At 44.7% G+C, this 20,799-nt stretch carries 20 protein-coding genes; 12 read left to right on the forward strand and 8 right to left on the reverse strand.

Annotated features, from left to right (window positions below; genetic code table 11):
* The first annotated feature begins 21 nt into the window (after positions 1-21).
* The 6 genes from accC (at position 22) to fis (ending at position 6,212) form a co-directional block, all read left to right on the forward strand.
* The gene (gene accC, locus HC723_RS04985; RefSeq protein ID WP_153445732.1) at positions 22-1,365 is read left to right on the forward strand and encodes an acetyl-CoA carboxylase biotin carboxylase subunit; all 1,344 of its coding nucleotides are present in this window, start codon (positions 22-24) and stop codon (positions 1,363-1,365) included.
* A gap of 251 nt (positions 1,366-1,616) precedes the next feature.
* Positions 1,617-1,931, forward strand: coding sequence for a YhdT family protein (locus HC723_RS04990; RefSeq protein WP_190338399.1), 315 nt, complete (start codon positions 1,617-1,619; stop codon positions 1,929-1,931).
* Complete coding sequence (gene panF / locus HC723_RS04995; protein WP_190338400.1) at positions 1,924-3,405, forward strand: sodium/pantothenate symporter; 1,482 nt, start codon at positions 1,924-1,926, stop codon at positions 3,403-3,405. The genes HC723_RS04990 and panF overlap by 8 nt, the downstream gene beginning before the upstream one ends.
* Positions 3,406-3,684: 279 nt before the next feature.
* Positions 3,685-4,575, forward strand: coding sequence for a 50S ribosomal protein L11 methyltransferase (gene prmA, locus HC723_RS05000; RefSeq protein WP_153445725.1), 891 nt, complete (start codon positions 3,685-3,687; stop codon positions 4,573-4,575).
* A gap of 219 nt (positions 4,576-4,794) precedes the next feature.
* Entirely contained in the window at positions 4,795-5,763 is a 969-nt protein-coding gene (gene dusB, locus HC723_RS05005; protein ID WP_190338401.1) for a tRNA dihydrouridine synthase DusB, read from the forward strand.
* Positions 5,764-5,915: 152 nt separating this feature from the next.
* Entirely contained in the window at positions 5,916-6,212 is a 297-nt protein-coding gene (gene fis, locus HC723_RS05010) for a DNA-binding transcriptional regulator Fis (protein WP_017026575.1), read from the forward strand.
* Between the two features lie 76 nt (positions 6,213-6,288).
* Here fis and HC723_RS05015 read toward each other — a convergent pair whose 3' ends face one another.
* The 3 genes from HC723_RS05015 to malX all read right to left on the reverse strand — a co-directional run bounded on the left by HC723_RS05015 (position 6,289) and on the right by malX (position 9,491).
* A complete protein-coding gene (locus HC723_RS05015) occupies positions 6,289-6,459 on the reverse strand; it encodes a hypothetical protein (protein WP_190338402.1) in 171 nt (56 codons plus the stop codon).
* Between the two features lie 41 nt (positions 6,460-6,500).
* Positions 6,501-7,688, reverse strand: a complete 1,188-nt coding sequence (locus tag HC723_RS05020; protein WP_190338403.1) for a MalY/PatB family protein — start codon at positions 7,686-7,688, stop codon at positions 6,501-6,503.
* Between the two features lie 228 nt (positions 7,689-7,916).
* The gene (gene malX / locus HC723_RS05025) at positions 7,917-9,491 is read right to left on the reverse strand and encodes a maltose/glucose-specific PTS transporter subunit IIBC (RefSeq protein WP_190338404.1); all 1,575 of its coding nucleotides are present in this window, start codon (positions 9,489-9,491) and stop codon (positions 7,917-7,919) included.
* Positions 9,492-9,772: 281 nt separating this feature from the next.
* Between malX and malI the strand changes: the two genes are divergently transcribed.
* The 4 genes from malI to purD all read left to right on the forward strand — a co-directional run bounded on the left by malI (position 9,773) and on the right by purD (position 14,637).
* Positions 9,773-10,795 carry a Mal regulon transcriptional regulator MalI gene (malI, locus tag HC723_RS05030; RefSeq protein ID WP_190338405.1) on the forward strand — a complete coding sequence of 341 codons (1,023 nt, stop codon included), beginning with the start codon at positions 9,773-9,775 and terminating at the stop codon, positions 10,793-10,795.
* Between the two features lie 68 nt (positions 10,796-10,863).
* A complete protein-coding gene (locus tag HC723_RS05035; RefSeq protein WP_153445715.1) occupies positions 10,864-11,046 on the forward strand; it encodes a hypothetical protein in 183 nt (60 codons plus the stop codon).
* 277 nt (positions 11,047-11,323) lie between these two features.
* Complete coding sequence (gene purH / locus HC723_RS05040) at positions 11,324-12,916, forward strand: bifunctional phosphoribosylaminoimidazolecarboxamide formyltransferase/IMP cyclohydrolase (protein ID WP_190338406.1); 1,593 nt, start codon at positions 11,324-11,326, stop codon at positions 12,914-12,916.
* Positions 12,917-13,341: 425 nt separating this feature from the next.
* Entirely contained in the window at positions 13,342-14,637 is a 1,296-nt protein-coding gene (gene purD, locus HC723_RS05045; protein WP_190338407.1) for a phosphoribosylamine--glycine ligase, read from the forward strand.
* A 227-nt stretch (positions 14,638-14,864) separates the two neighbouring features.
* On the opposite strand, the gene HC723_RS05050 is transcribed toward purD, so the two are convergent.
* The 3 genes from HC723_RS05050 to HC723_RS05060 form a co-directional block, all read right to left on the reverse strand.
* On the reverse strand, positions 14,865-15,584 hold the full coding sequence (locus HC723_RS05050) for a DUF1481 domain-containing protein (protein ID WP_190338420.1): 720 nt from the start codon (positions 15,582-15,584) through the stop codon (positions 14,865-14,867).
* Between the two features lie 86 nt (positions 15,585-15,670).
* Positions 15,671-15,943 (reverse strand): HU family DNA-binding protein, encoded by a 273-nt coding sequence (locus HC723_RS05055; protein ID WP_153445693.1) that lies wholly within the window; start codon positions 15,941-15,943, stop codon positions 15,671-15,673.
* A gap of 287 nt (positions 15,944-16,230) precedes the next feature.
* Positions 16,231-16,821, reverse strand: coding sequence for a YjaG family protein (locus HC723_RS05060; RefSeq protein ID WP_153445678.1), 591 nt, complete (start codon positions 16,819-16,821; stop codon positions 16,231-16,233).
* 92 nt (positions 16,822-16,913) lie between these two features.
* Between HC723_RS05060 and HC723_RS05065 the strand changes: the two genes are divergently transcribed.
* Positions 16,914-17,861, forward strand: coding sequence for a D-2-hydroxyacid dehydrogenase (locus HC723_RS05065; RefSeq protein WP_190338408.1), 948 nt, complete (start codon positions 16,914-16,916; stop codon positions 17,859-17,861).
* A complete protein-coding gene (locus HC723_RS05070) occupies positions 17,861-18,463 on the forward strand; it encodes a uracil-DNA glycosylase family protein (RefSeq protein ID WP_190338409.1) in 603 nt (200 codons plus the stop codon). The genes HC723_RS05065 and HC723_RS05070 overlap by 1 nt, the downstream gene beginning before the upstream one ends.
* On the opposite strand, the gene HC723_RS05075 is transcribed toward HC723_RS05070, so the two are convergent.
* Entirely contained in the window at positions 18,450-19,619 is a 1,170-nt protein-coding gene (locus HC723_RS05075; RefSeq protein WP_153448092.1) for an ABC transporter permease, read from the reverse strand. The two genes, HC723_RS05070 and HC723_RS05075, sit on opposite strands and share 14 nt — an antisense overlap.
* Positions 19,619-20,797 carry an ABC transporter permease gene (locus tag HC723_RS05080; RefSeq protein ID WP_190338410.1) on the reverse strand — a complete coding sequence of 393 codons (1,179 nt, stop codon included), beginning with the start codon at positions 20,795-20,797 and terminating at the stop codon, positions 19,619-19,621. The genes HC723_RS05075 and HC723_RS05080 overlap by 1 nt, the downstream gene beginning before the upstream one ends.
* Between the last annotated feature and the right edge of the window lie 2 nt (positions 20,798-20,799).

Here is a 20,799-nt window from a genome sequence, read left to right on the forward strand (position 1 = left end):
TCGATTTAAGAGGCAAAATAAATGCTAGATAAATTAGTCATCGCGAACCGAGGTGAAATTGCCCTCCGTATTCTTCGCGCATGTAAAGAATTAGGCATCAAAACCGTTGCTATTCACTCAACCGCTGACCGTGATTTAAAACACGTATTGCTGGCAGATGAAACCATTTGTATTGGTCCAGCTCGCAGCACCGACAGTTACCTCAATGTTCCTCGCATCATTGCGGCGGCAGAAGTGACTGGCGCAGTAGCCATTCACCCAGGCTACGGTTTTCTCTCTGAAAACGCTGACTTTGCTGAGCAAGTTGAACAATCAGGTTTTGTTTTTGTTGGTCCTAAAGCGGAAACCATTCGCTTAATGGGCGACAAAGTATCAGCTATTACCGCAATGAAAAAAGCCGGAGTACCTTGTGTACCTGGTTCTGATGGTCCATTGGACGATGATGATGCTCGTAACCGTGCTTTTGCTAAACGCATTGGTTACCCAGTGATCATCAAAGCCTCTGGCGGCGGCGGCGGTCGTGGTATGCGCGTGGTTCATAAAGATTCTGATCTGGTTGAAGCCATTGCAATGACACGCTCTGAAGCAAAATCGTTCTTCAATAACGATATGGTTTACATGGAGAAATACCTTGAAAACCCACGTCACATTGAAGTTCAAGTATTAGCTGATGGTCAAGGTGGCGCAATCCACTTAGGTGAGCGCGATTGTTCTATGCAACGTCGTCACCAAAAAGTGGTGGAAGAAGCTCCAGCACCAGGTATTACTGAAGAAATGCGTAAATACATTGGTGAGCGCTGTACTCGTGCTTGTATCGAGATCAACTATCGTGGCGCAGGTACTTTTGAATTCCTATATGAAAACGGCGAGTTCTACTTTATTGAAATGAATACCCGTATTCAGGTTGAGCACCCAGTAACCGAAATGGTAACTGGTATTGATTTGATCAAAGAGCAATTGCGTATTGCTGCTGGCCAACCATTATCGTTTACTCAAGATGATATTAAGATCCGTGGCCATGCGATTGAATGTCGTATCAATGCTGAAGATCCGGTTCGCTTCCTACCTTGCCCAGGTAAAATCGACCACTTCCACCCACCTGGTGGCATGGGCGTTCGTTGGGAATCACATGTGTATGCTGGTTATACTGTACCGCCACATTACGATTCAATGATTGGTAAATTGATCACATTCGGTGAAAACCGTGACGTGGCGATTGCTCGTATGAAGAATGCCTTAGGCGAAACCATCATTGATGGCATCAAGACAAACATTCCTCTGCAATTTATCATCATGAACGATGAAAACTTCCAACATGGTGGTGCCAATATTCACTACCTTGAGAAGAAACTTGGAATGCAATAAATAGCGCTGAACGTTAGGCTTTAGTAGTTACAATTAAAGCCTCATAAGAAGCAAAAAAAGCGAACTCTTTATCGGGTTCGCTTTTTTATTGGCTTCAATCTCACTAGGATCCTTGCTTGCGACAAGTTGTTGAAATGCTCCATCGGCACTTAGGGAAATTAAAGCTCGCCCTTTATTTGTCTTTCTCTTCATTGTTTGTAAAAATAGCCGCCTTTTCCATCCCTCACTTTTGTCATAAAGGTTCTCCAACCATGAAAACACTCTCGGCGCGTTATCAACAAGCGCATAAAGAAGCCAAATGGGCCGTTGGCTTAGCGTTGGCTTATTTTGTTTGGTGGTACCTTTCTGCTTACGGCTTGGCTCCAGCTGCCGATAATATTCAAGCAATGCCAACCCTCTATTTCGGCTTTCCATTATGGTTTTTAATGGCTTGCATCGTCGGCCCTATCGTATTCACTTTATTGTGCGCCGCCATGGTAAAATGGATCTATCAGGATATGTCATTAGAAATAGAGCCTGACCCACAAGCGCAAAGCTCGACAGCACAAGAAGACCAGCATGAATAATCAAATTCTTATCCCATTAGTCATCTACTTATGCGCGGTATTTGCTTTGGCGTATTGGAGTGGACGCAACACCAATAAACAAGGTTTTTTAAACGAATACTTAATGGGTGGCCGTAGTATGGGAGGCTTTGTGCTTGCCATGACCCTTGCCGCCACTTATGCCAGCGCCAGCTCGTTTATCGGTGGTCCCGGTGCCGCGTATACCATGGGGTTAGGTTGGGTTTTGCTTGCCATGATCCAATTGCCTGCTAGCTGGTTAACGCTAGGCGTATTAGGCAAGAAGTTTGCGATTGAAGCCCGTAAACATAACGCCCTGACTTTGAATGATATGTTGTATGCCCGTTATCAAAACCGAGGGGTAGTGATCTTTGCCTCCTTGGCATTATTACTGGCCTTTTTTGGCACTATGGTAGTGCAGTTTGTTGGTGGCGCTCGCCTACTGCAAACCGTCACCGGATTATCTTACACTCATGGTTTGATGTTGTTTGCTATTACAGTTGGTTTGTACACCACCATTGGCGGTTTTCGCGCGGTAGTGATGACCGACACCTTGCAAGGCATCATGATGATCATCGGCACCATTGCGCTACTGATTGGCATTGTTCACGCCGGCGGCAGTATCGGTGAAATTGTGACCAAAATGCATCATATCGATCCGGCTTTAGTCACCCCTTACGGACCCAATCATTTTTTAAGTCAGCCCTTTATGCTCAGTTTTTGGATCTTGGTCTGCTTTGGTGTGATTGGTCTGCCTCATGCTGCAGTACGCTGCATGGCCTACAAGGACAGCGCCTCACTGCATAAAGCCATGGTGGTAAGCACGATTATGGTTGCCTTGCTGATGTTTGGCATGCATCTGGCGGGCGCATTTGGCCGCGCCATCGTGCCGGATATTGCCAACCCAGATCAAATCATGCCGACCTTAATGATCACGGTATTACCACCAGTGGTGGCCGGAATTTTCTTAGCCGGTCCCATGGCGGCAATTATGTCGACGATTGATTCACAATTGATCCAAGCCTCGGCCACGTTATTAAAAGATTTGTACATCAACTACATCAATCCATCGATTGCCGAAGGGGAAGCCGCCGAAAAGACCCTACCGAAGCTATCGTTATGGGTAACCGGTATTTTCTCGGCCTTAGTGTTTGTGGCCGCATTAAATCCACCGGATATGATCATCTGGCTTAACTTATTGGCATTCGGCAGTTTACAGTCGGTATTTCTTTGGCCGTTAGTTTTAGGGCTTTACTGGAAAAATGCCTCGGCTACCGGAGCATTTGCTTCTATGCTGACAGGACTCGTCAGTTATATTGCGATTAGTACCTTAAAACCGGATATGGCAGGTGTACACGCCATCGTACCGAGCCTCGCCTTGGGGTTAATCGCCTTTATTATTGGCAGCAAACTCAAGCCAAATGATAAAAATAAAACGACTATTTCAGATAACCAACAGCCACATAAGCTATATTAGCCCGTATAATTGCTTCACGAGTAATTACCTAAGAATAATAACGCAATAAATAGCGGCTCCGTCATTTTAGAAATGCTCATACACAGGGTGACGATGTTTTTTACCGTCATTCCGCAAACGAGGAACGAGTTATCCGGAATCTCGCTTTAAGTTGCATTGTGACTATAAAAGCGAGATCCCGTATCTTCTTCGCTTCGGCTCATGTACGGGATGACGGGGCTTTTAATCATTAATATACCCATAAAAAAGGGTACCACTCAACCAACAAGTGAGTTCATCATGCCTTGGATCCAAATTAAACTTAATGCTACCAAAGCCAACGCAGAAGCGATTGGTGACATGTTAATGGAAGATACTGGCGCACTGTCGGTCACTTTCCTTGACGCTAAAGACACCCCGATTTTTGAGCCACTACCTGGTGAAACACGTTTATGGGGCGAGACTGATATCTTAGCGCTGTACGATGCAGAAATTGACACTCAGTTAGTTCTTAGTCAAATCAAAGCCAGCAATATGCTCGCGGCGGATTTTGCCCATAAAGTAGAACAGATTGAAGATAAAGACTGGGAACGTGAATGGATGGACAACTTCCACCCAATGCAATTTGGTGAGCGTTTATGGATTTGCCCAAGCTGGCGTGATGTACCCGATCCAACCGCTGTTAATGTGATGCTCGATCCGGGCTTGGCATTTGGTACTGGTACCCACCCTACCACTGCTGTCTGTTTAGAATGGTTAGACGGGCTCGACCTTAAAGGCAAAACCGTGATCGACTTTGGTTGTGGTTCTGGCATTTTAGCTATCGCAGCGATTAAACTCGGCGCAGCGAAAGTAATTGGTATTGATATCGATCCACAAGCGATTGTTGCCTCAATTGAAAATGCCAAACGCAATGATGTTGCCGACCAACTTGAACTGTTCCTACCGCAAGACCAACCAGAAGGCTTAATTGCTGATGTAGTGGTAGCAAACATCCTTGCAGGGCCATTACGCGAGCTTTCAGGTGTTATCTCAAGCTTAGTCAAACCAAGTGGTTTCTTGGCCATGTCCGGCATCTTAGATTCACAAGCCGAAGACGTTGCGACCTATTACGCCGAACAATTCAATTTAGACCCAATTATCTCGCAACAAGAGTGGTGCCGCGTCTCAGGACAAAAAAAGCCTGATTAATTACACAGCGCAAAAGAATTAAAATTCAAATTCGGGGGTAATCGACTGAAAAATAGGCAATTTGCGAAAATATTTGCCAAATGCTCAAATATTAGTCTTTTCACGCCCCGAAAAAATGCGTAAAATGCGCGCCCTTGCTAATAGAACTATATTCGATGTAATTGGCGCTAGAGCATCCACCAGAAGCCCTAGTAAAGAGCAAAGAATAGAGGTGTTGTTTTGAAGATCGGACACTATCAATTACCGAACAACTTAATCGTGGCACCGATGGCTGGTGTAACCGATAGACCGTTTCGTGAATTGTGTCTTCGGTATGGGGCAGGAATGGCCGTCAGTGAAATGATGTCCTCTAACCCCAAAGTTTGGAACACCGCCAAGTCGCTTCAACGCATGGTACATGAAGGCGAATCGGGCATTCGCAGTGTACAAATTGCAGGAGCCGACCCACAACTAATGGCACATGCTGCGCAAATTAGTGTTGAAAACGGTGCGCAAATCATCGACATCAACATGGGTTGCCCAGCCAAAAAAGTAAATAAGAAACTCGCAGGCTCCGCGTTACTGCAATACCCAGAGATAATTGAACAAATTCTCACTGCGGTAGTTAAAGCAGTTGATGTCCCCGTGACACTTAAAACGCGCACAGGATGGGACACAGACAATAAGAACTGTGTTGATGTTGCGAAAATGGCCGAACAATGTGGCATACAAGCACTGGCACTCCATGGGAGAACCAAAGCCTGCATGTACAAAGGTGACGCAGAATACGACAGCATTAGAGCGGTCAAACGCGCTATTTCTATTCCTGTTATTGCTAACGGTGATATTGATAGCCCAGAAAAAGCCAAATATGTTCTGGATTACACTGGTGCCGACGCTCTAATGATAGGCAGACCTGCCCAAGGTAAGCCGTGGATTTTTAATCAAATCCAACATTTTTTAACCACGGGAGAACACTTGCCACCGCTTCCAACAGAAGAAGTGCAAGCGATTCTTATTGGTCACGTTCAAGCCCTCCATGAATTTTATGGTGAGTTTCTAGGCCCTCGCATTGCTCGTAAGCATGTGGGTTGGTATCTAAAAGAACATGACCTAGCGGGTGACTTCCGCCGTGCTTTCAATGCCATCGAGGATGCCGATCAGCAACTTGATGTGCTGAGAAATTATTTTTATACCAAGAGTATTTAAACTCTTGCAGCTAAGCGACAAGTGAACGAAGCCCTATGAACATAGCTCGTCTATGTGATTAGGGTGAGTGAATGCCGTCAACAACGCTGCAGCTTCAAATACGACGGGTATACGTTGCATTATAACTATCAAAAAAAGAGCTAAGACTAATTATGTTCGAACAAAACCTGACTTCAGAACCACTAACAGTTACGACTGTTACATCACAAGACCAAATCACACAGAAACCACTACGTGACTCTGTAAAAGCGTCTTTAAAAAACTATCTTGCGCAATTAAACGGCCAAGACGTGACTGAATTATACGAATTAGTACTAGCAGAAGTTGAGCAACCAATGCTTGATATGGTTATGCAATACACTCGCGGTAACCAAACTCGCGCTGCAAACATGATGGGTATCAACCGCGGTACGCTGCGCAAGAAACTTAAGAAATACGGCATGAACTAAGCATTACGCTTAATGAAACCCTAAAAAACCGCATTCATTGGATGCGGTTTTTTTGTCGATGAATATCAATCAAGCTTCACTTTCCCTTCAGCGCCCTTCTCAATAATTCTTGTTGTGCGGCATGTTTTTCAGCTTTAGATTCGCCATCGGTGGTTAACGCCTTTAACTCAGCATCCGGTAGCGTAGTTAAGTAACTAAAATCTTGTTGCTCTGACACGCTATTCAATTTTGCTTTGAGCTTATCCATCCAAGCCATCATCTTTTCCTTTGCCGCTAGTTTATTGATTGCTACTGGGTTAATTGCTTGTGCATTAACTGCTTAATCGCACCTATTAAGGCATTGATTCCAGTTTCGACTTTGCTAAGCGGGCAACCGACATTTAAGCGAATATAACCTTCGCCTTCTTTGCCATAGGTATCGCCACGCATAATGGCAACTTTATAATCCTCGATCAAAATTCGTTGCAGTTCATCCATATCAATATTGAGTGGATTCAAGTCGAGCCACGCCAAATAGGTGCCTTGGGGGGCTTGATAATTCAACTGTGGCACTTCAGATTTTAAACGCTCTGCCACATAAGTTAAGTTGCTATGCAGATAGGTTTTGAGTGCGTCCAGCCATTCATCGCCTTGCTGGTAAGCAGAGATATGGGCAATCACCCCTAAAATAGACGGTGATGACAAACCATGCGCCGCTTTTAGTTGAGTAAGGTACGCTTCTCGATTATCCGCATCAGGAATAAACGCATACGCCCCCGTTAAGGCTGGGATATTAAACGATTTAGAACCGGAACTGACCAAGGCCCATTGTGAATCAAGCGCGACTTCAGACCAGGGAATGTAGCGCTCAAATGCCATGTCCATGTGGATATCATCGGAGATCACTTTAACTTTATGGCGCTGGCAAATATCCGCTATTCGTTTAAGTTCTTTTTTAGTCCACACTCGTCCAGTCGGATTTTGCGGGCTGCATAATAATAATATTTTACATTGTGGTAATGCTACTTGAGCTTCAAACTGCGGCCAATCAATCTCATAGCTGCCATTTACTTTAAGCAATGGACTGGTCAGCATTTGCCGATAGTTAGCCGACAGCATATTGTTAAAGGCATCGTAAGCCGGAGTGTGCACTAACACACCGTCACCCGGTTGACTCCATTGTTGGATAAGTTGCGAAATAATGTAGATCACCGAAGGACCATACACCAAAGCCTCATTGTCTAATTTCGCTTGATAACGCTTCGCAAACCATCCTGTTACTGCAGATTTAAACTCAGCATGATTCCAACGACTGTAGCCGAGTACACCATGTTCCATTCTGGTTTTGACGGCTTGCAACACACAAGGCGCAGTTTCAAAATCCATATCAGAGATAGTAAAAGGCAATAAATCGGCATGACCAAAACGGTCTTCAACATAATCCCATTGAGTGCAAAAAGTGCCGTGGCGATCCACCACTTTGGAAAAATCAAACATACTTACCTCTGAACAAAAAAATCAAAAAGTTAAAAAGTTAAAAAGTTAAAACGGTCACTAATAACCATACCAATTAACACCGAGCAATTTGAACATGCCAAAAAGACGCTGTCCCATCCATGACCTTTTACACTTTTCTCTATGCTCAATATTGATCGCTTATAATGTTACTTCTGTAGGAATAGTAAGTCAGAGCTAAAGTATGATTCTAGCTCTGACTTTAGCGGCTTATCCTTTCATCAAAGATTGCATTTCGTTTTTCACCATATGCACTTGCGGACCAATCACCACTTGTAGGTTATTTTCATCAAGCTTCACTACACCCAATGCGCCATTGGCTTTAAGAACGGCATCATTGACTAGGCTCATATCTTCAACCGACATCCGTAGGCGAGTAATACAGTTATCAAGTGATGTGATATTGGCAGTACCACCAAGAGCGGCCAAAATAATGTCGCCTTTATAGCTTAAGGTTTTATCGCCAGACTCTGCCACAAACGCCAACTCTTCATTGGTTTCTGCTTCACGACCAGGAGTTTTCAAGTTGAAGCGGGTAATGGCAAAGCGGAACACGCCGTAGTACATCGCAAACCAAACTGCGGCCACTAACGGAACTAAGTACCATTCTGTTTTGGTGCCTTGCAGCACGCCGAAGATCAAGAAGTCGATAATGTTACCGTCGGTATTACCTATAGTGACGCCAAGTAAACCCATCACCATAAAGCCTAAACCGGTCATGATAGCGTGGACAAAGAACAACACTGGAGACACAAACAAGAATAAGAATTCTAGTGGCTCGGTGATACCACCGACAATACACGCCACCACACCTGACAGTAGCAATGCTTTTACTTTGCCGCGATTTTCAGGGCGAGCACAATGGTACATTGCCAATGCCGCGCCAGGCAGCCCCCCTAAGAAGGTTGGCATTTTACCTTGCGATAAGAAAGCGGTGGCTTGTGGATCAAAATGGGTCACCGTTGGGCAAGATAATTGGGCGTAGAAAATATTCAATGCGCCGTTCACTTCATTACCACACACTTGGAAAGTACCGCCCGCTTCGGTAAAGCGAATCAGTGCTACCAGTATATGGTGCAAGCCAAATGGCAATAGTAAGCGCTCACCAGTACCAAATAAGAACGGACCAAATGGACCAGAATGAGAGATGACCGACCCGATACCATTAATCCCCATCGCAAAATATGGCCATACGATAGGAACAATAAGACCAACAATACCTAATACTAAAGCGGTGATGATAGGAACAAAACGCGCGCCGCCAAAGAAAGCCAACGCATCTGGCATCTTATAAGTGTAAAAACGGGCATGCAGTTTCGCCACGATAATACCGACGATCACTGCGCCTAAAATACCAGTATCAATTGATTGAGTACCAATTACCGAACTGACGCTGTAAGCTTTTTCTAATGTTGGATTGCCTAGTACGCCCGCGACCGTTAAGTAGAAGTTGACCGACAAGTTCATGGCAGAAAAACCCACAAAACCGGCAAATGCGGCTACGCCTTTCTCTTCACGCGCAAGACCTAGCGGAATCGCAACCGCAAACATCACTGGCAAGTAAACAAATGCGACTAGACCAATTTTGGTCATCCACATAAAGATTAATTGCAGAACAAAGTTATCAAGGAAAGGCAGGCTCTCTTTTACCGCTGCGCTCGACAAAGAACTGCCGATCCCAAGTAAAATACCCGAGAACGCCAATAGCGCGACCGGCAGCATAAAGGTTTTCCCAAGACTCTGGAAAAACTCCCAAATTGTGGTTTTTTTCTGTGCTTTAGACATGGTTTGTCACCCCTGACAATATTTCAAAAAATAGTTGATAAAACGTTTTATCAAATTAAGCATAAAAAATGCCGATTCGAATCTGATGTTCAATATCAGCACTGCTGTGTGGCTTTAAATCTGTATCTCATTACTATGTGGCGCAGGATAAAACGTTTTATCTATTTTTTTTTCCGCTTTGATCACGGAACTCTGGCTTAAAAACAATCATCATTTGGTTTTGTGATCGAGCTAAAAGAATCGACCTTTTCAGACCAATATTAAAGAATCATTACCCAAGCATGGACATAAAAAAAGCCAAAATAACTGATGTTGCTAAATACGCTGGCGTTTCTGTCTCCACCGTCTCTTTGGTATTAAGCGGTAAAGGCAGAATTTCTGACGCGACAATCACCAAGGTCAATCATGCGATTGAAGCGCTCAATTATGTGCGCAACACCGCTGCGGCGAATTTACGTTCTCACCAATCCAATTTAATCGGCTTAGTAGTGCGAGACATCACCGACCCGTTTTATATGGGGATCACCTCTGGCATTAGCGACCAACTCGAACGTCAAGGTTACATGTTGTTTTTAGCTCAATCGGGTAATAGCAAAGAGAAACAATTGCAGTGCATTCAATCGATGATCCAACAAGGTGTCGCGGGTATTATTTTATCTCCGGTTCGCGAAGCAATTAACGCCAGTTTGGATTTGATCCACCAAGCCAATATTCCAGTGATCAGCATTGCGCGCTCCGAAACCGGCGCAGATATTGATTATGTCGGCCCAGATAACACTCTGGCGGCAAAAATGGCGACCGAGCATTTGATCGCCCAAGGTCACCGTCATATTGCGTATGTGGGTGGTGGTGGCGAATCCCTGACTCGCGCCGAACGCATTGGCGGTTATTGCTCGACTTTGATGCAATACGGCTTACCCTTTAAAAATGATTGGATCGTAGAATGCAGCTTAAGCCAAGCATCGGCGGTTGAGGTTACCCATCAATTGCTCAACAAACACCCTAAAATTACCGCTATTTTATGCCATCGCCCAGCCACTGCGATTGGGGCTTTATATGGAGCGCAATTGGCAGGTAAAAGCATAGGACAAGATAACTACATTGGCCAACAAGTGGCTTTATTAGGCTTTGATAATGCACCAGAAACCGAACTCACCCGCCCAGCATTAAGTATGATCCACACCCCAACAGAGGAAATTGGCTATCAAACTGCTAAATTAATGGCTCGAAAACTTACGACACCGCTCGCACCAAGACAAAGTATTCACATAAAACCGTCATTACTGCTAAGAGGCTCCGCTTAACCGCCTTAACAGCAAGTGCATTTAGCGCTATTCTGACTGAATTTCCCTGATAATAAGGATCAGTATTAATGCGCATTAAATTTATATCTTTGTTTTTTATCGTATTGGCATTAGGCGCTTGCTCAAGCAAACAAGAGCAGCAACAAGTCAAAAATGAGACCAAACAAACTGCCACCGACATTGGTCACAACACCCGTGATGCCGCCAAAAGCACAGGGCATTTCTTCCGTGATTTATTCAAAGGTGATTAATCAAGCCAGCTTCAACACTATTGTTATTGCTTAAGTTTAACCATAAAAATAAAAAGCCAAACGATTGCGCGAGCTTTTTGATCAGAAGTTCGTTAGAATGTGCGCCATCAAATCTTGGATTGATATAGCCCACGTTCGCAGTCAAAGGTTGCGAAAAGGTATTTACCAAAGTGGTCCATTTGACGGTGATCGAGCTAGATTCCATTGCAGTCACAAGCATCACTTTGGCAAATATCTTTCTTTGTTTTAAATTCATGATTTAAGGAATATGGAAGCCATGCAAAACGCTCGCCCAATTCGTCGCGCTCTAATCAGCGTTTCTGATAAAACTGGTATTGTTGAATTCGCTCAATCGCTGGTTCAACGTGATGTCGAAATCCTATCCACAGGTGGCACGTTCAAACTATTGCAAGATAGTGGTATCACCGCAACTGAAGTGTCTGATTACACAGGTTTCCCTGAAATGATGGATGGCCGTGTAAAAACCCTACACCCGAAAGTTCACGGTGGTGTATTGGGTCGTCGCGGTACTGACGAAGCCATTATGGAAACCCACGGCATCAAACCGATTGATATCGTAGTGGTGAACCTTTACCCATTTGCTGAAACCGTTGCTAAACAAGGTTGTACGCTAGCGGATGCGGTAGAGAATATCGATATCGGCGGACCCACTATGGTGCGTTCTGCGGCTAAAAACCATAAAGATGTGACTATTGTGGTTAACGCGCACGATTACTCTCGCGTGATCAGTGAAATGGACGCTCACGACAATTCGCTTACTTTAGAAACTCGTTTCGATTTGGCCATTGCCGCGTTTGAGCACACTGCTGCTTACGATGGCATGATCGCGAACTACTTCGGCACTATGGTTCCTTCTTACGGAGACAATAAAGAAGGCGACGACGAAAGCAAATTCCCTCGCACGTTTAATCAACAGTTCGAGAAAAAACAAGATATGCGTTATGGCGAAAACAGCCACCAAGCCGCCGCTTTCTATGTAGAAAAAGCCGCTCAAGAAGCCTCTGTTTCAACTGCACGTCAAATCCAAGGTAAAGCTCTGTCTTACAACAACATCGCGGATACCGATTCTGCGCTTGAGTGTGTGAAAGAATTCAATGAACCTGCTTGTGTGATTGTTAAGCATGCCAACCCTTGTGGTGTGGCGCTAGGTAAGGACATTTTAGAAGCTTACAACCGTGCTTACCAAACTGATCCAACCTCGGCATTTGGCGGCATTATTGCTTTCAACCAAGAACTTGATGCCGCAACGGCTCAAGCGATTGTGGAGCGTCAGTTCGTTGAAGTGATCATTGCGCCAAGCGTTTCTGCTGAAGCGATTAAAATTGTTGAAGCGAAGAAAAACGTTCGTCTACTTGAATGTGGCCAATGGAACAGCAAAACCACTGAATTCGACATCAAACGAGTCAATGGTGGCTTGCTAGTTCAAGACCGTGACCAAGGTATGGTTGGACTTGACGACTTAAAAGTGATGTCGAAACGTCAACCTAGCGCCGAAGAATTAAAAGATGCACTATTTTGCTGGAAAGTGGCGAAGTACGTGAAATCAAACGCGATTGTATACGCGAAAGGTGATATGACTATCGGTGTCGGTGCAGGCCAAATGAGCCGCGTTTATTCCGCTAAAATCGCCGGCATTAAAGCCGCCGATGAAGGTTTAGTGGTTGAAGGTTGTGTGATGGCATCGGATGCGTTCTTCCCATTCCGTGATGGTATCGATGCGGCAGCCGAAGCCGGCATTAAATGCGTGATCCAACCGGGTGGCTCGATGCGTGACCAAGAGATTGTGGATGCAGCCGATGAGCATGGCATGGCGATGATCTTTACTGGGATGCGTCATTTCCGTCACTAATTTAACTCTGCATATTGGGTGCTGTGGCGTTGTTAACGGCTTTCGCTCACCTCGGTCACAGAGCGAGCTATGCTCCCGAGAATGAGCTCAATTGTTGCCTAGCCACAACATCAACTATTTTGAGTAAACTGGATTTTATAATTGGGGGGTAACGGCGTTGACTGCCCTCGCTTACCCTAATCACATAGCGAGCTATGCTCATAGGGATAAGCTCGATTGTCGCCTTGTTAGCACTCCCAATTATTTTGAAAAAAGACTCAATACTATTTTATAAAGTTAGGGTAACAAATACCCTTTAATGATTTTTCATTTTAGAGCAAGCCCTACATTCTAGTTCAAGGAAAGTGCGCGGAGTTTATAAGTATAAATGAGCACACTTGACACAGAAATAGGATGTAGGGCGCAGCTATCAAAGGAAAAAATAAATGAATGTTTTAATTATTGGTGCCGGCGGTCGTGAACATGCGCTAGGCTGGAAAGCGGCACAAAATCCTGACGTAGACAAAGTGTTTATTGCACCGGGTAATGCAGGCACTGCACTTGAGCCAAAATTAGAAAACGTCAACATTGACGTGGAAGACATTGAAGGTTTGGTCGAGTTTGCCCAAAACAACAGCATTGAACTGACCATTGTTGGCCCAGAAGCGCCATTGGTAATTGGTGTGGTGGATGCATTCCGCGCGGCTAAATTACCGATCTTTGGCCCAACCAAAGACGCGGCGCAATTAGAAGGCTCTAAAGCATTCACTAAGGACTTCTTAGCCCGTCATAAGATCCCAACCGGTGATTATGCTAACTTTACTGAAATCGAGCCTGCACTAGCTTATGTACGCGAAAAAGGCGCTCCGATTGTGGTTAAAGCCGATGGTTTAGCCGCAGGTAAAGGCGTGATTGTTGCCATGACCCTGCAAGAAGCCGAAGATGCCATTCAAGATATGTTGGCTGGCAATGCCTTTGGTGAAGCCGGTAGCCGGGTGGTAATCGAAGAGTTCTTAGATGGCGAAGAAGCGAGCTTTATCGTGATGGTCGATGGTTCAAGCGTACTGCCAATGGCCACCAGCCAAGATCACAAACGAGTTGGCGATAAAGATACCGGTCCAAACACTGGCGGCATGGGGGCTTATTCGCCTGCTCCCGTCGTGACACCTGAAATCCACCAGCGAGTACTGGAAGAAGTGATTTATCCGACCGTTCGCGGCATGGATGCAGAAGGTTACCCTTACACTGGTTTTCTATACGCTGGCCTAATGATCATGGCCGACGGCACACCAAAAGTGATTGAATACAACTGCCGCTTTGGCGATCCAGAAACCCAACCTATCATGATGCGCATGCAATCCGATTTGGTTGAGTTGTGCTTAATGGCGATTGATGAAAAATTGGATCAAGCTGAGTCTCATTGGGATCCACGCGCTTCAATCGGTATTGTATTGGCAGCTGGCGGTTACCCTGCCGATTACGCCAAAGGTGATGTGATTAACTTGCCAATAGCTGACGCGGTCGAAGGAGAGAAAATCTTCCATGCTGGCACCAGCAATAATGAGGCAGGTGAAGTGGTCACCAATGGTGGACGCGTATTGTGTGCCACCGCATTAGGCAACACGGTACTAGAAGCGCAGCAGCGAGCTTATGAGCTAACCAAAACCGTAAGTTGGAATGGTATGTTCCATCGTAACGATATCGGTTACCGCGCAATTGCACGCGAACAGAACGATCAATAGAAACAATCAATAAGAACAATTAATAAGAACAATTAATAAGAACGTTCAATAAGATCTCTCTTAGAAACGCAAAAGGCGCTGACTTTTGAACTGACCCCCGATAGTTGGACAACCAACATTGGGGGTTATTTATGTCTAAATACATCAGAGAATTGAAACTCTGTTTAGCCCCAGTTTCAGACCAATACTCTTCTACCCATATTATTAAAAACCGGATCGAATCAGCATTAATTCATATTCAAATGCGGTCTTTGAATGCACGCATGATCATCATCGGCCAGTGAAATAAGCTTATTTACGGTAATGGAACTGTGCTTGACGTTCGATTCACCAATAAATGCCGCGTAACTGCTCATGCCATTCATGCGGTCTTTCACCGCTAACGGTAAATCCGAGTGTTGAAAATCAACATTGGTGTATTGTCTACCATCACACGACTCAAAGGTTTGCCCATTCCATACCCCTTGGATCAATTGCTGGTCATCGGAATGCAGCTCTTCAACTTGTGATGCCACATGTTTAGCATCGTTCACATAAGCATCGATACTTTTTTGATTTAACGGTAAGACTTGGTCGCCCACTCGGTAGCGTTGGTAAATCGCCTCACCTTTTTCACTAAAGCGGATATGCACGAGATAACGCTGCAAAGTGTGATCATCTTGCGTGGCCTGTCCTTCACGCACAATCTCGCTAATGGTGCCATCTTGCCATTTATAGCTCGATTTATACCAAGCGTCATTGGTGAGTTCGATATAATCAGAAGCTGATTGAGGTTCGGTCGCTGAACGCGTTAACCAATAGTAAGATTTTGTGGTGCCATTCACTTCACCCGCCGACCAATTAAATGGTTCAACCGAACGAGCAAATTTACCACTAAATAAACCACTACTAGATGAGCACCCTGAGAGGGTAATTAAGATTAAAGCAGGAAGAATAATACGCTTCATATAAAAATACGCCGAGTTGAGAACTCAGCGTATTATATACTTAAACAACCGCAAGATGCGAATGGCAATAGCTTGTGGTATTGAGATTACTTAACTGAATCTTTTAATGCTTTACCGGCTGTGAATGCTGGTACGTTTGCAGCTGAAATTTGAATTTCTGCACCCGTTTTAGGGTTACGGCCAACACGCGCAGCACGGTGATTAATTTTGAAAGTACCAAAACCAATTAGTTGCACTTGGTCACCATCTTTAAGTGCGTCCGTTACACCACCAAGAGTCGCTTCAAGCGCCGCTTTTGCTTGAGCTTTAGATAAGTCTGCTTTTTCAGCGATTGCATCAATTAATTGCGTCTTGTTCATTCTAGGTTTCCCTTCTTATTTATATTAGAAATCTAAGGCCACTTTAAGCATAAATGCCCCGTGTGGCAAAGGTTTGTGAGGGTTCTTTTGTTCTTATGTTGCTTTTTTCGCCGGAATTTGAGCATTGACTCACAATTTGTCTTTTTTCCTTTCGTTATTCAGATAAAAAGGCTAAAGAGTGGCTATTTCGCTTTGTCATAAGCAGTTGAATTTACATTCATATAAATAATAGGTTTGGCAATAAGTGCAACATGTTATTGCACTTATTTTGGATAAGGAGCGCAGGGTTAATCGAGTGCGATTCCAATATTACTGATCCCTTCTTCACGTAATTCAATCCGCAGCTCTTTGATCATTTCAACGTCGCGCTTATCGGCTTCGCGAATTGGGCGGAACAATGCCCACTGAATATCCCACTCCTGACAAACCGCTTCATTTTCTTTTTGATTGTCATTATTGATAGGCTCAGCACCTTGTGCTTGCTCTAATTGTGCTACGGTTTTCACCGATACTTGGCTGAGCTCGATCATGTCATCAAACATATCTTCACGATCAAGCAAAGCATGCAATAAGGTCGATAAGCCAATACAAGCATCAATCGCAGGATAAACCGCGTAGAACTCAAACTCTTCCGAACTTGGGATTAATTCTTCTAGCTTTTCTAGTTGGCGTTCAAAGTTCACTTTGGCGGTTTTGACGGTCAGGATTTCCCATACGCTATCTAATATTTCACGATATTTACGCGCATCGGCAAACTCTGTATTGTTACAAAACAAGGCATAGTTCGGGTACATACGCTCACACAAGCAAGCCATAAAAGTGATTTGCTGCCATGGTACGAATTTTTCTAGACGAATTTGTAATGGATTCTGTAGCATAAGTACTCGAATAATGATTCAAAAAAAGACAGCTGAAGTTTACTGTAAAACGGTTCGGTTTACTAAATAAAACAAGGAGCAGCGAGAATTCAATGAATAGTCCCACTCAAACAACAAGCTCATCGCCTCATCACCTGTATATTGCTTCAAAACAAGCCGACATTTATCACACCTTTTTCCAGCAACAGTGCTTACCTAATGTCGTTTTGACCGATGATAAAAGCCAAGCCACCATCGTTTTAGGTGATCCTCCTCAAATGGCGGCCCAACTTGAGCACTTTCCTAATCTTATATGGTTACAAGCAACTTATGCCGGTGTCGATACACTGGTTCAAGAGTTGGTGCGTAAAGACTACCAACTGACCAATGTGAAAGGGATTTTCGGTCAACTGATCAGCGAATATGTTTTAGGCTACAGTTTGAGCTATCTACGCCATTTCGGTTGTTATCAACAACAACAGCAAATCAAACAGTGGCAGCCTCATCCTTATAACACGGTAAAAGGCAAGACCATGGTGATCTTGGGGACGGGCTCTATCGGCAATCAACTTGCGCGTGCGGTATCGGCATTAGGATTTATAGCGGTGGGGGTTAATCGCAGCGGTCAAGCGCCAGACAATAATGCCTTTCATCATATTTACTCTATCGCACAATTAGACCGAGCTTTGGCTCAAGCCGATGTGGTCGTCAATGCACTTCCTAACACCCCACAAACCGATAAATTATTATCGCATTCTGCTTTTCAGCATTGTCATGGGGCGTTATTTTTTAATATTGGCCGTGGTCATACTTTGGATGAGCCTGCGTTATTGGCAGCATTAGACTGTGGGCAAATTAGTCATGCGTTTTTAGATGTGTTTCGAGAAGAGCCGCTAAGCCAAGATTCGCCACTTTGGTTGCACCCAAACATAACAATCACGCCACACATTGCGGCCAACAGTTTTCCGGAGCAAGTGTGGGATATTTTCACTGAGAATTATCATCTATTTGATCAGCAGCAAGCATTAAAAAATGTGATTGATTTTGAGCTAGGGTATTAATGACCACTAACATTGAGTTTGAGACCCTATTAACCGATATCCAACAGTGCCGAATATGTGAGTCGGCACTCGAACACGGTTGTCTCCCTGTGGTGCAAGCGCATCCTGAAGCAAAACTGCTTATTATTGGTCAAGCTCCTGGCATAAAAGTTCACCAGTCAGGTGTGCCTTTTGATGATGCCAGTGGTGAGCGGTTGCGTATGTGGCTAAATATCGACAGCGACACATTTTATGACCCTAAAAAAGTGGCGATTATGCCGATGGGCTTTTGCTACCCAGGTAAAGGAAAAAGTGGCGATTTAGCGCCGAGAAAGGAATGTGCACCACAATGGCATGACGCTTTACTGGCTCAGCTGCCGAATATTGAAATGACATTATTGATTGGTCAATACGCGCAAAATTATTATTTAACTCAATCGGAATTAGGCAGTAAACCAAAAACCTTAACCGATACTGTTAAAGCTTGGCGACAATGGGCACCGACGTATCTTCCGATCCCTCATCCATCACCACGAAACAATATTTGGCTTAAGAAAAACCCTTGGTTTGAGCAAGATGTCATTCCTTATATCCAAGCCTTAATCAAAGCTAAGATCTTTTAGCTACGGAAATATCACCTTTACTTTTTCGCGCCATCATCCATAACGCTAATCCACCATAGCCAAAGGCTTGCAGCCATAATAACCCCCAATACGGCAGTACTTGAGTAAAACTGGCACCCATTTGATTTAGGCGCAAAAAACCATTGATAGCAGGAGTCGATGGCGCTAATTGAGCTAAGTATTTTAACACCAACGGCAACTCTGTGGTTGGCCAAATAAAACCGGCACAGAATACCAGAGGTAAAGAGCTTAATACCACAATTAAGGTGGCCAGTTCGCGCCTTGGGATCAGCTCACCCATCACCATACCCAACCCGATCACGGCGGCTAAAAATGGCATCAGCATCGCCAATATATTACCGATTGAGGCTAAGCGGCTGATGCCATAAAACTCAAAACTGAAACCAAAGTAATACAGCGCCAGTGGAATATAAGTGAGCAGTAAAATCATTAAGCGCGCCGACCAGCGATCAAGCGCGCGGCTACGCTGCCAATAACCATTAATACCAGCGCGGCATGATTCATTTTGCTCACCACCGACTAACCCAGCGGCAATTAATAGTGTTTGATGCAAGATCAAGACAAACACCGCTGGCACCACATAATTGACGTAACCATTGGTGGGGTTAAACACCGGTTGCATTGAAAGTTTGACTGGGGCGTATTGCTCCGATGCCAGCACTAAGTTATCACCCGACATCACCATGCGTGACACTTTGGCCTTGGCCGATAAGGTTCCTCCTGCAGTGGCTAGCCCTTCGACCACAGTGCCATAAATCAAAAAGTAAGCCGCGTCTCCGGCGTAGGCTAAGGTTGGGCTTTTTCCTAATAATAAATCACGGGCAAAGTTTTTTGGGATCATTAATATCCCGTGTACCTCTCCTTGATTGAACAGTGATTGTGCGTCCTTTAGGCTATAAGCATGTTGAACAATTTTCACTTGCGGAGTGGCATCCACCATACGCTCAAGCTCTCGACTGGTGGCGCTATTGTCTAAATTGACCACCACAATCTGTTGTTCACGCGGTAACTGCTGGCTATAAGGCAGAGGATATAAAAAAGAATACATCACCACCCCGCCAAAGACAGTCAGTAGTAACGCTGGGTTGGTAAAAATAGCTCGACATTCATAGCGAAACACTTGCCACCAGCTGATCATACGTTCGCCTCTTTTATGGTTTTATCATTAACTTGTAGTTGCTTACGCGCAATACGCTTGGCGCATAATAACGCCAGTAACAACACCAGCAGATAACTCAACAGCGCCAAAAATTGATCGCTGGCTTGCATCAATCCGACCCCATTATTAACTTGCTTAACTTGCAGTTCGATATAATGACTGACGGGTAATAATGCGCGCCAAAATTGAGCTAATGCTGGCATATCGGAAGCAGGAAAGGTGATCCCCATAAAGGCAAAGGCGGGCGCAGTAAATGCCGCCACAAAACTCATGGAGCGAGTGGCATCTTGCGTCACCATATAAAACAATGCGCCAACACTTTGACAGGCAATCACCATTAATAACTGCGCCGCCATTAAGATCCCCCACGAGCCATGCATTGGCCAACCAAGCCACACATACAATCCCCATAAGAACGCCATACCTTGCAACCAATAGATCGCGGTATAAGGAAGCAGTTTGGTCAGTAATTTATGGGCAGGACATTGACCTAACCAAGTCGCAAGGCCGTGTTTTTTTTGCTCGACAGCAATGGTTAAAATGGTGGTGGCGACCATGATGATCTGCCAAATGGCGGGGATGGCTGCCGACACTAAGAACTGACCATAGTGGCTATTGCTGTTAAATAATGGTGTAATTTGACTGCGTATCGGCACCGCTTTGGCTAATGCTTGAGTCGGAGTGGTACTGCCCTTACTTAGCGATGCCATCACTTCAACGCCTGCATTATAGGTGCCTTGTGCTTGTTGCATCGCCGCGTTGATAAGCTTACCCGTTAAGATAAATTGGCTATTATAAAATGCGGTTACCGTCGGGGACTCACCTAATAACGTCTGCTTATAAGCGTCTTTCGGGATCACCACCAGCGCGTAAATATCGACATTTTTTAATGCTTCGCTGCCTTGTTGAACTGAGGTGTATTGCTGGGTCACCGCCAAGGTTGGGCTAGCATCATAATAGCGAATCAAGCCACGTGAGATCTGACTATGATCGTTATCCACTACCCCAATGGGCAAGTTATGAGCGGTACCACTGGAAAACACCAACCACATGCAAGCAAACATCATCAATGGCAACCACAGCAACATCGCTTGTAACCAAGGTTGATGGCGGATTGTTTTTAGCTCATATAAAAAAGCGTTGCCCATATTCATAC

Source organism: Vibrio sp. S11_S32 (genome assembly GCF_014694465.1).
Lineage (GTDB): Bacteria > Pseudomonadota > Gammaproteobacteria > Enterobacterales > Vibrionaceae > Vibrio > Vibrio algicola.

What these genes read in the sequence shown, in the direction of transcription:
- panF (WP_190338400.1), top strand. Translation starts at nt 1,924, where the DNA reads ATGAATAATCAAATTCTTATCCCATTAGTCATCTACTTATGCGCGGTA.
- purD (WP_190338407.1), top strand. Translation starts at nt 13,342, where the DNA reads ATGAATGTTTTAATTATTGGTGCCGGCGGTCGTGAACATGCGCTAGGC.
- malI (WP_190338405.1), top strand. Translation starts at nt 9,773, where the DNA reads ATGGACATAAAAAAAGCCAAAATAACTGATGTTGCTAAATACGCTGGC.
- HC723_RS04990 (WP_190338399.1), top strand. Translation starts at nt 1,617, where the DNA reads ATGAAAACACTCTCGGCGCGTTATCAACAAGCGCATAAAGAAGCCAAA.
- HC723_RS05060 (WP_153445678.1), bottom strand. Translation starts at nt 16,821, where the DNA reads ATGCTACAGAATCCATTACAAATTCGTCTAGAAAAATTCGTACCATGG.
- HC723_RS05065 (WP_190338408.1), top strand. Translation starts at nt 16,914, where the DNA reads ATGAATAGTCCCACTCAAACAACAAGCTCATCGCCTCATCACCTGTAT.
- malX (WP_190338404.1), bottom strand. Translation starts at nt 9,491, where the DNA reads ATGTCTAAAGCACAGAAAAAAACCACAATTTGGGAGTTTTTCCAGAGT.
- HC723_RS05080 (WP_190338410.1), bottom strand. Translation starts at nt 20,797, where the DNA reads ATGAATATGGGCAACGCTTTTTTATATGAGCTAAAAACAATCCGCCAT.
- HC723_RS05015 (WP_190338402.1), bottom strand. Translation starts at nt 6,459, where the DNA reads ATGGATAAGCTCAAAGCAAAATTGAATAGCGTGTCAGAGCAACAAGAT.
- HC723_RS05070 (WP_190338409.1), top strand. Translation starts at nt 17,861, where the DNA reads ATGACCACTAACATTGAGTTTGAGACCCTATTAACCGATATCCAACAG.
- HC723_RS05050 (WP_190338420.1), bottom strand. Translation starts at nt 15,584, where the DNA reads ATGAAGCGTATTATTCTTCCTGCTTTAATCTTAATTACCCTCTCAGGG.
- fis (WP_017026575.1), top strand. Translation starts at nt 5,916, where the DNA reads ATGTTCGAACAAAACCTGACTTCAGAACCACTAACAGTTACGACTGTT.
- HC723_RS05020 (WP_190338403.1), bottom strand. Translation starts at nt 7,688, where the DNA reads ATGTTTGATTTTTCCAAAGTGGTGGATCGCCACGGCACTTTTTGCACT.
- prmA (WP_153445725.1), top strand. Translation starts at nt 3,685, where the DNA reads ATGCCTTGGATCCAAATTAAACTTAATGCTACCAAAGCCAACGCAGAA.
- HC723_RS05035 (WP_153445715.1), top strand. Translation starts at nt 10,864, where the DNA reads ATGCGCATTAAATTTATATCTTTGTTTTTTATCGTATTGGCATTAGGC.
- purH (WP_190338406.1), top strand. Translation starts at nt 11,324, where the DNA reads ATGCAAAACGCTCGCCCAATTCGTCGCGCTCTAATCAGCGTTTCTGAT.
- HC723_RS05055 (WP_153445693.1), bottom strand. Translation starts at nt 15,943, where the DNA reads ATGAACAAGACGCAATTAATTGATGCAATCGCTGAAAAAGCAGACTTA.
- accC (WP_153445732.1), top strand. Translation starts at nt 22, where the DNA reads ATGCTAGATAAATTAGTCATCGCGAACCGAGGTGAAATTGCCCTCCGT.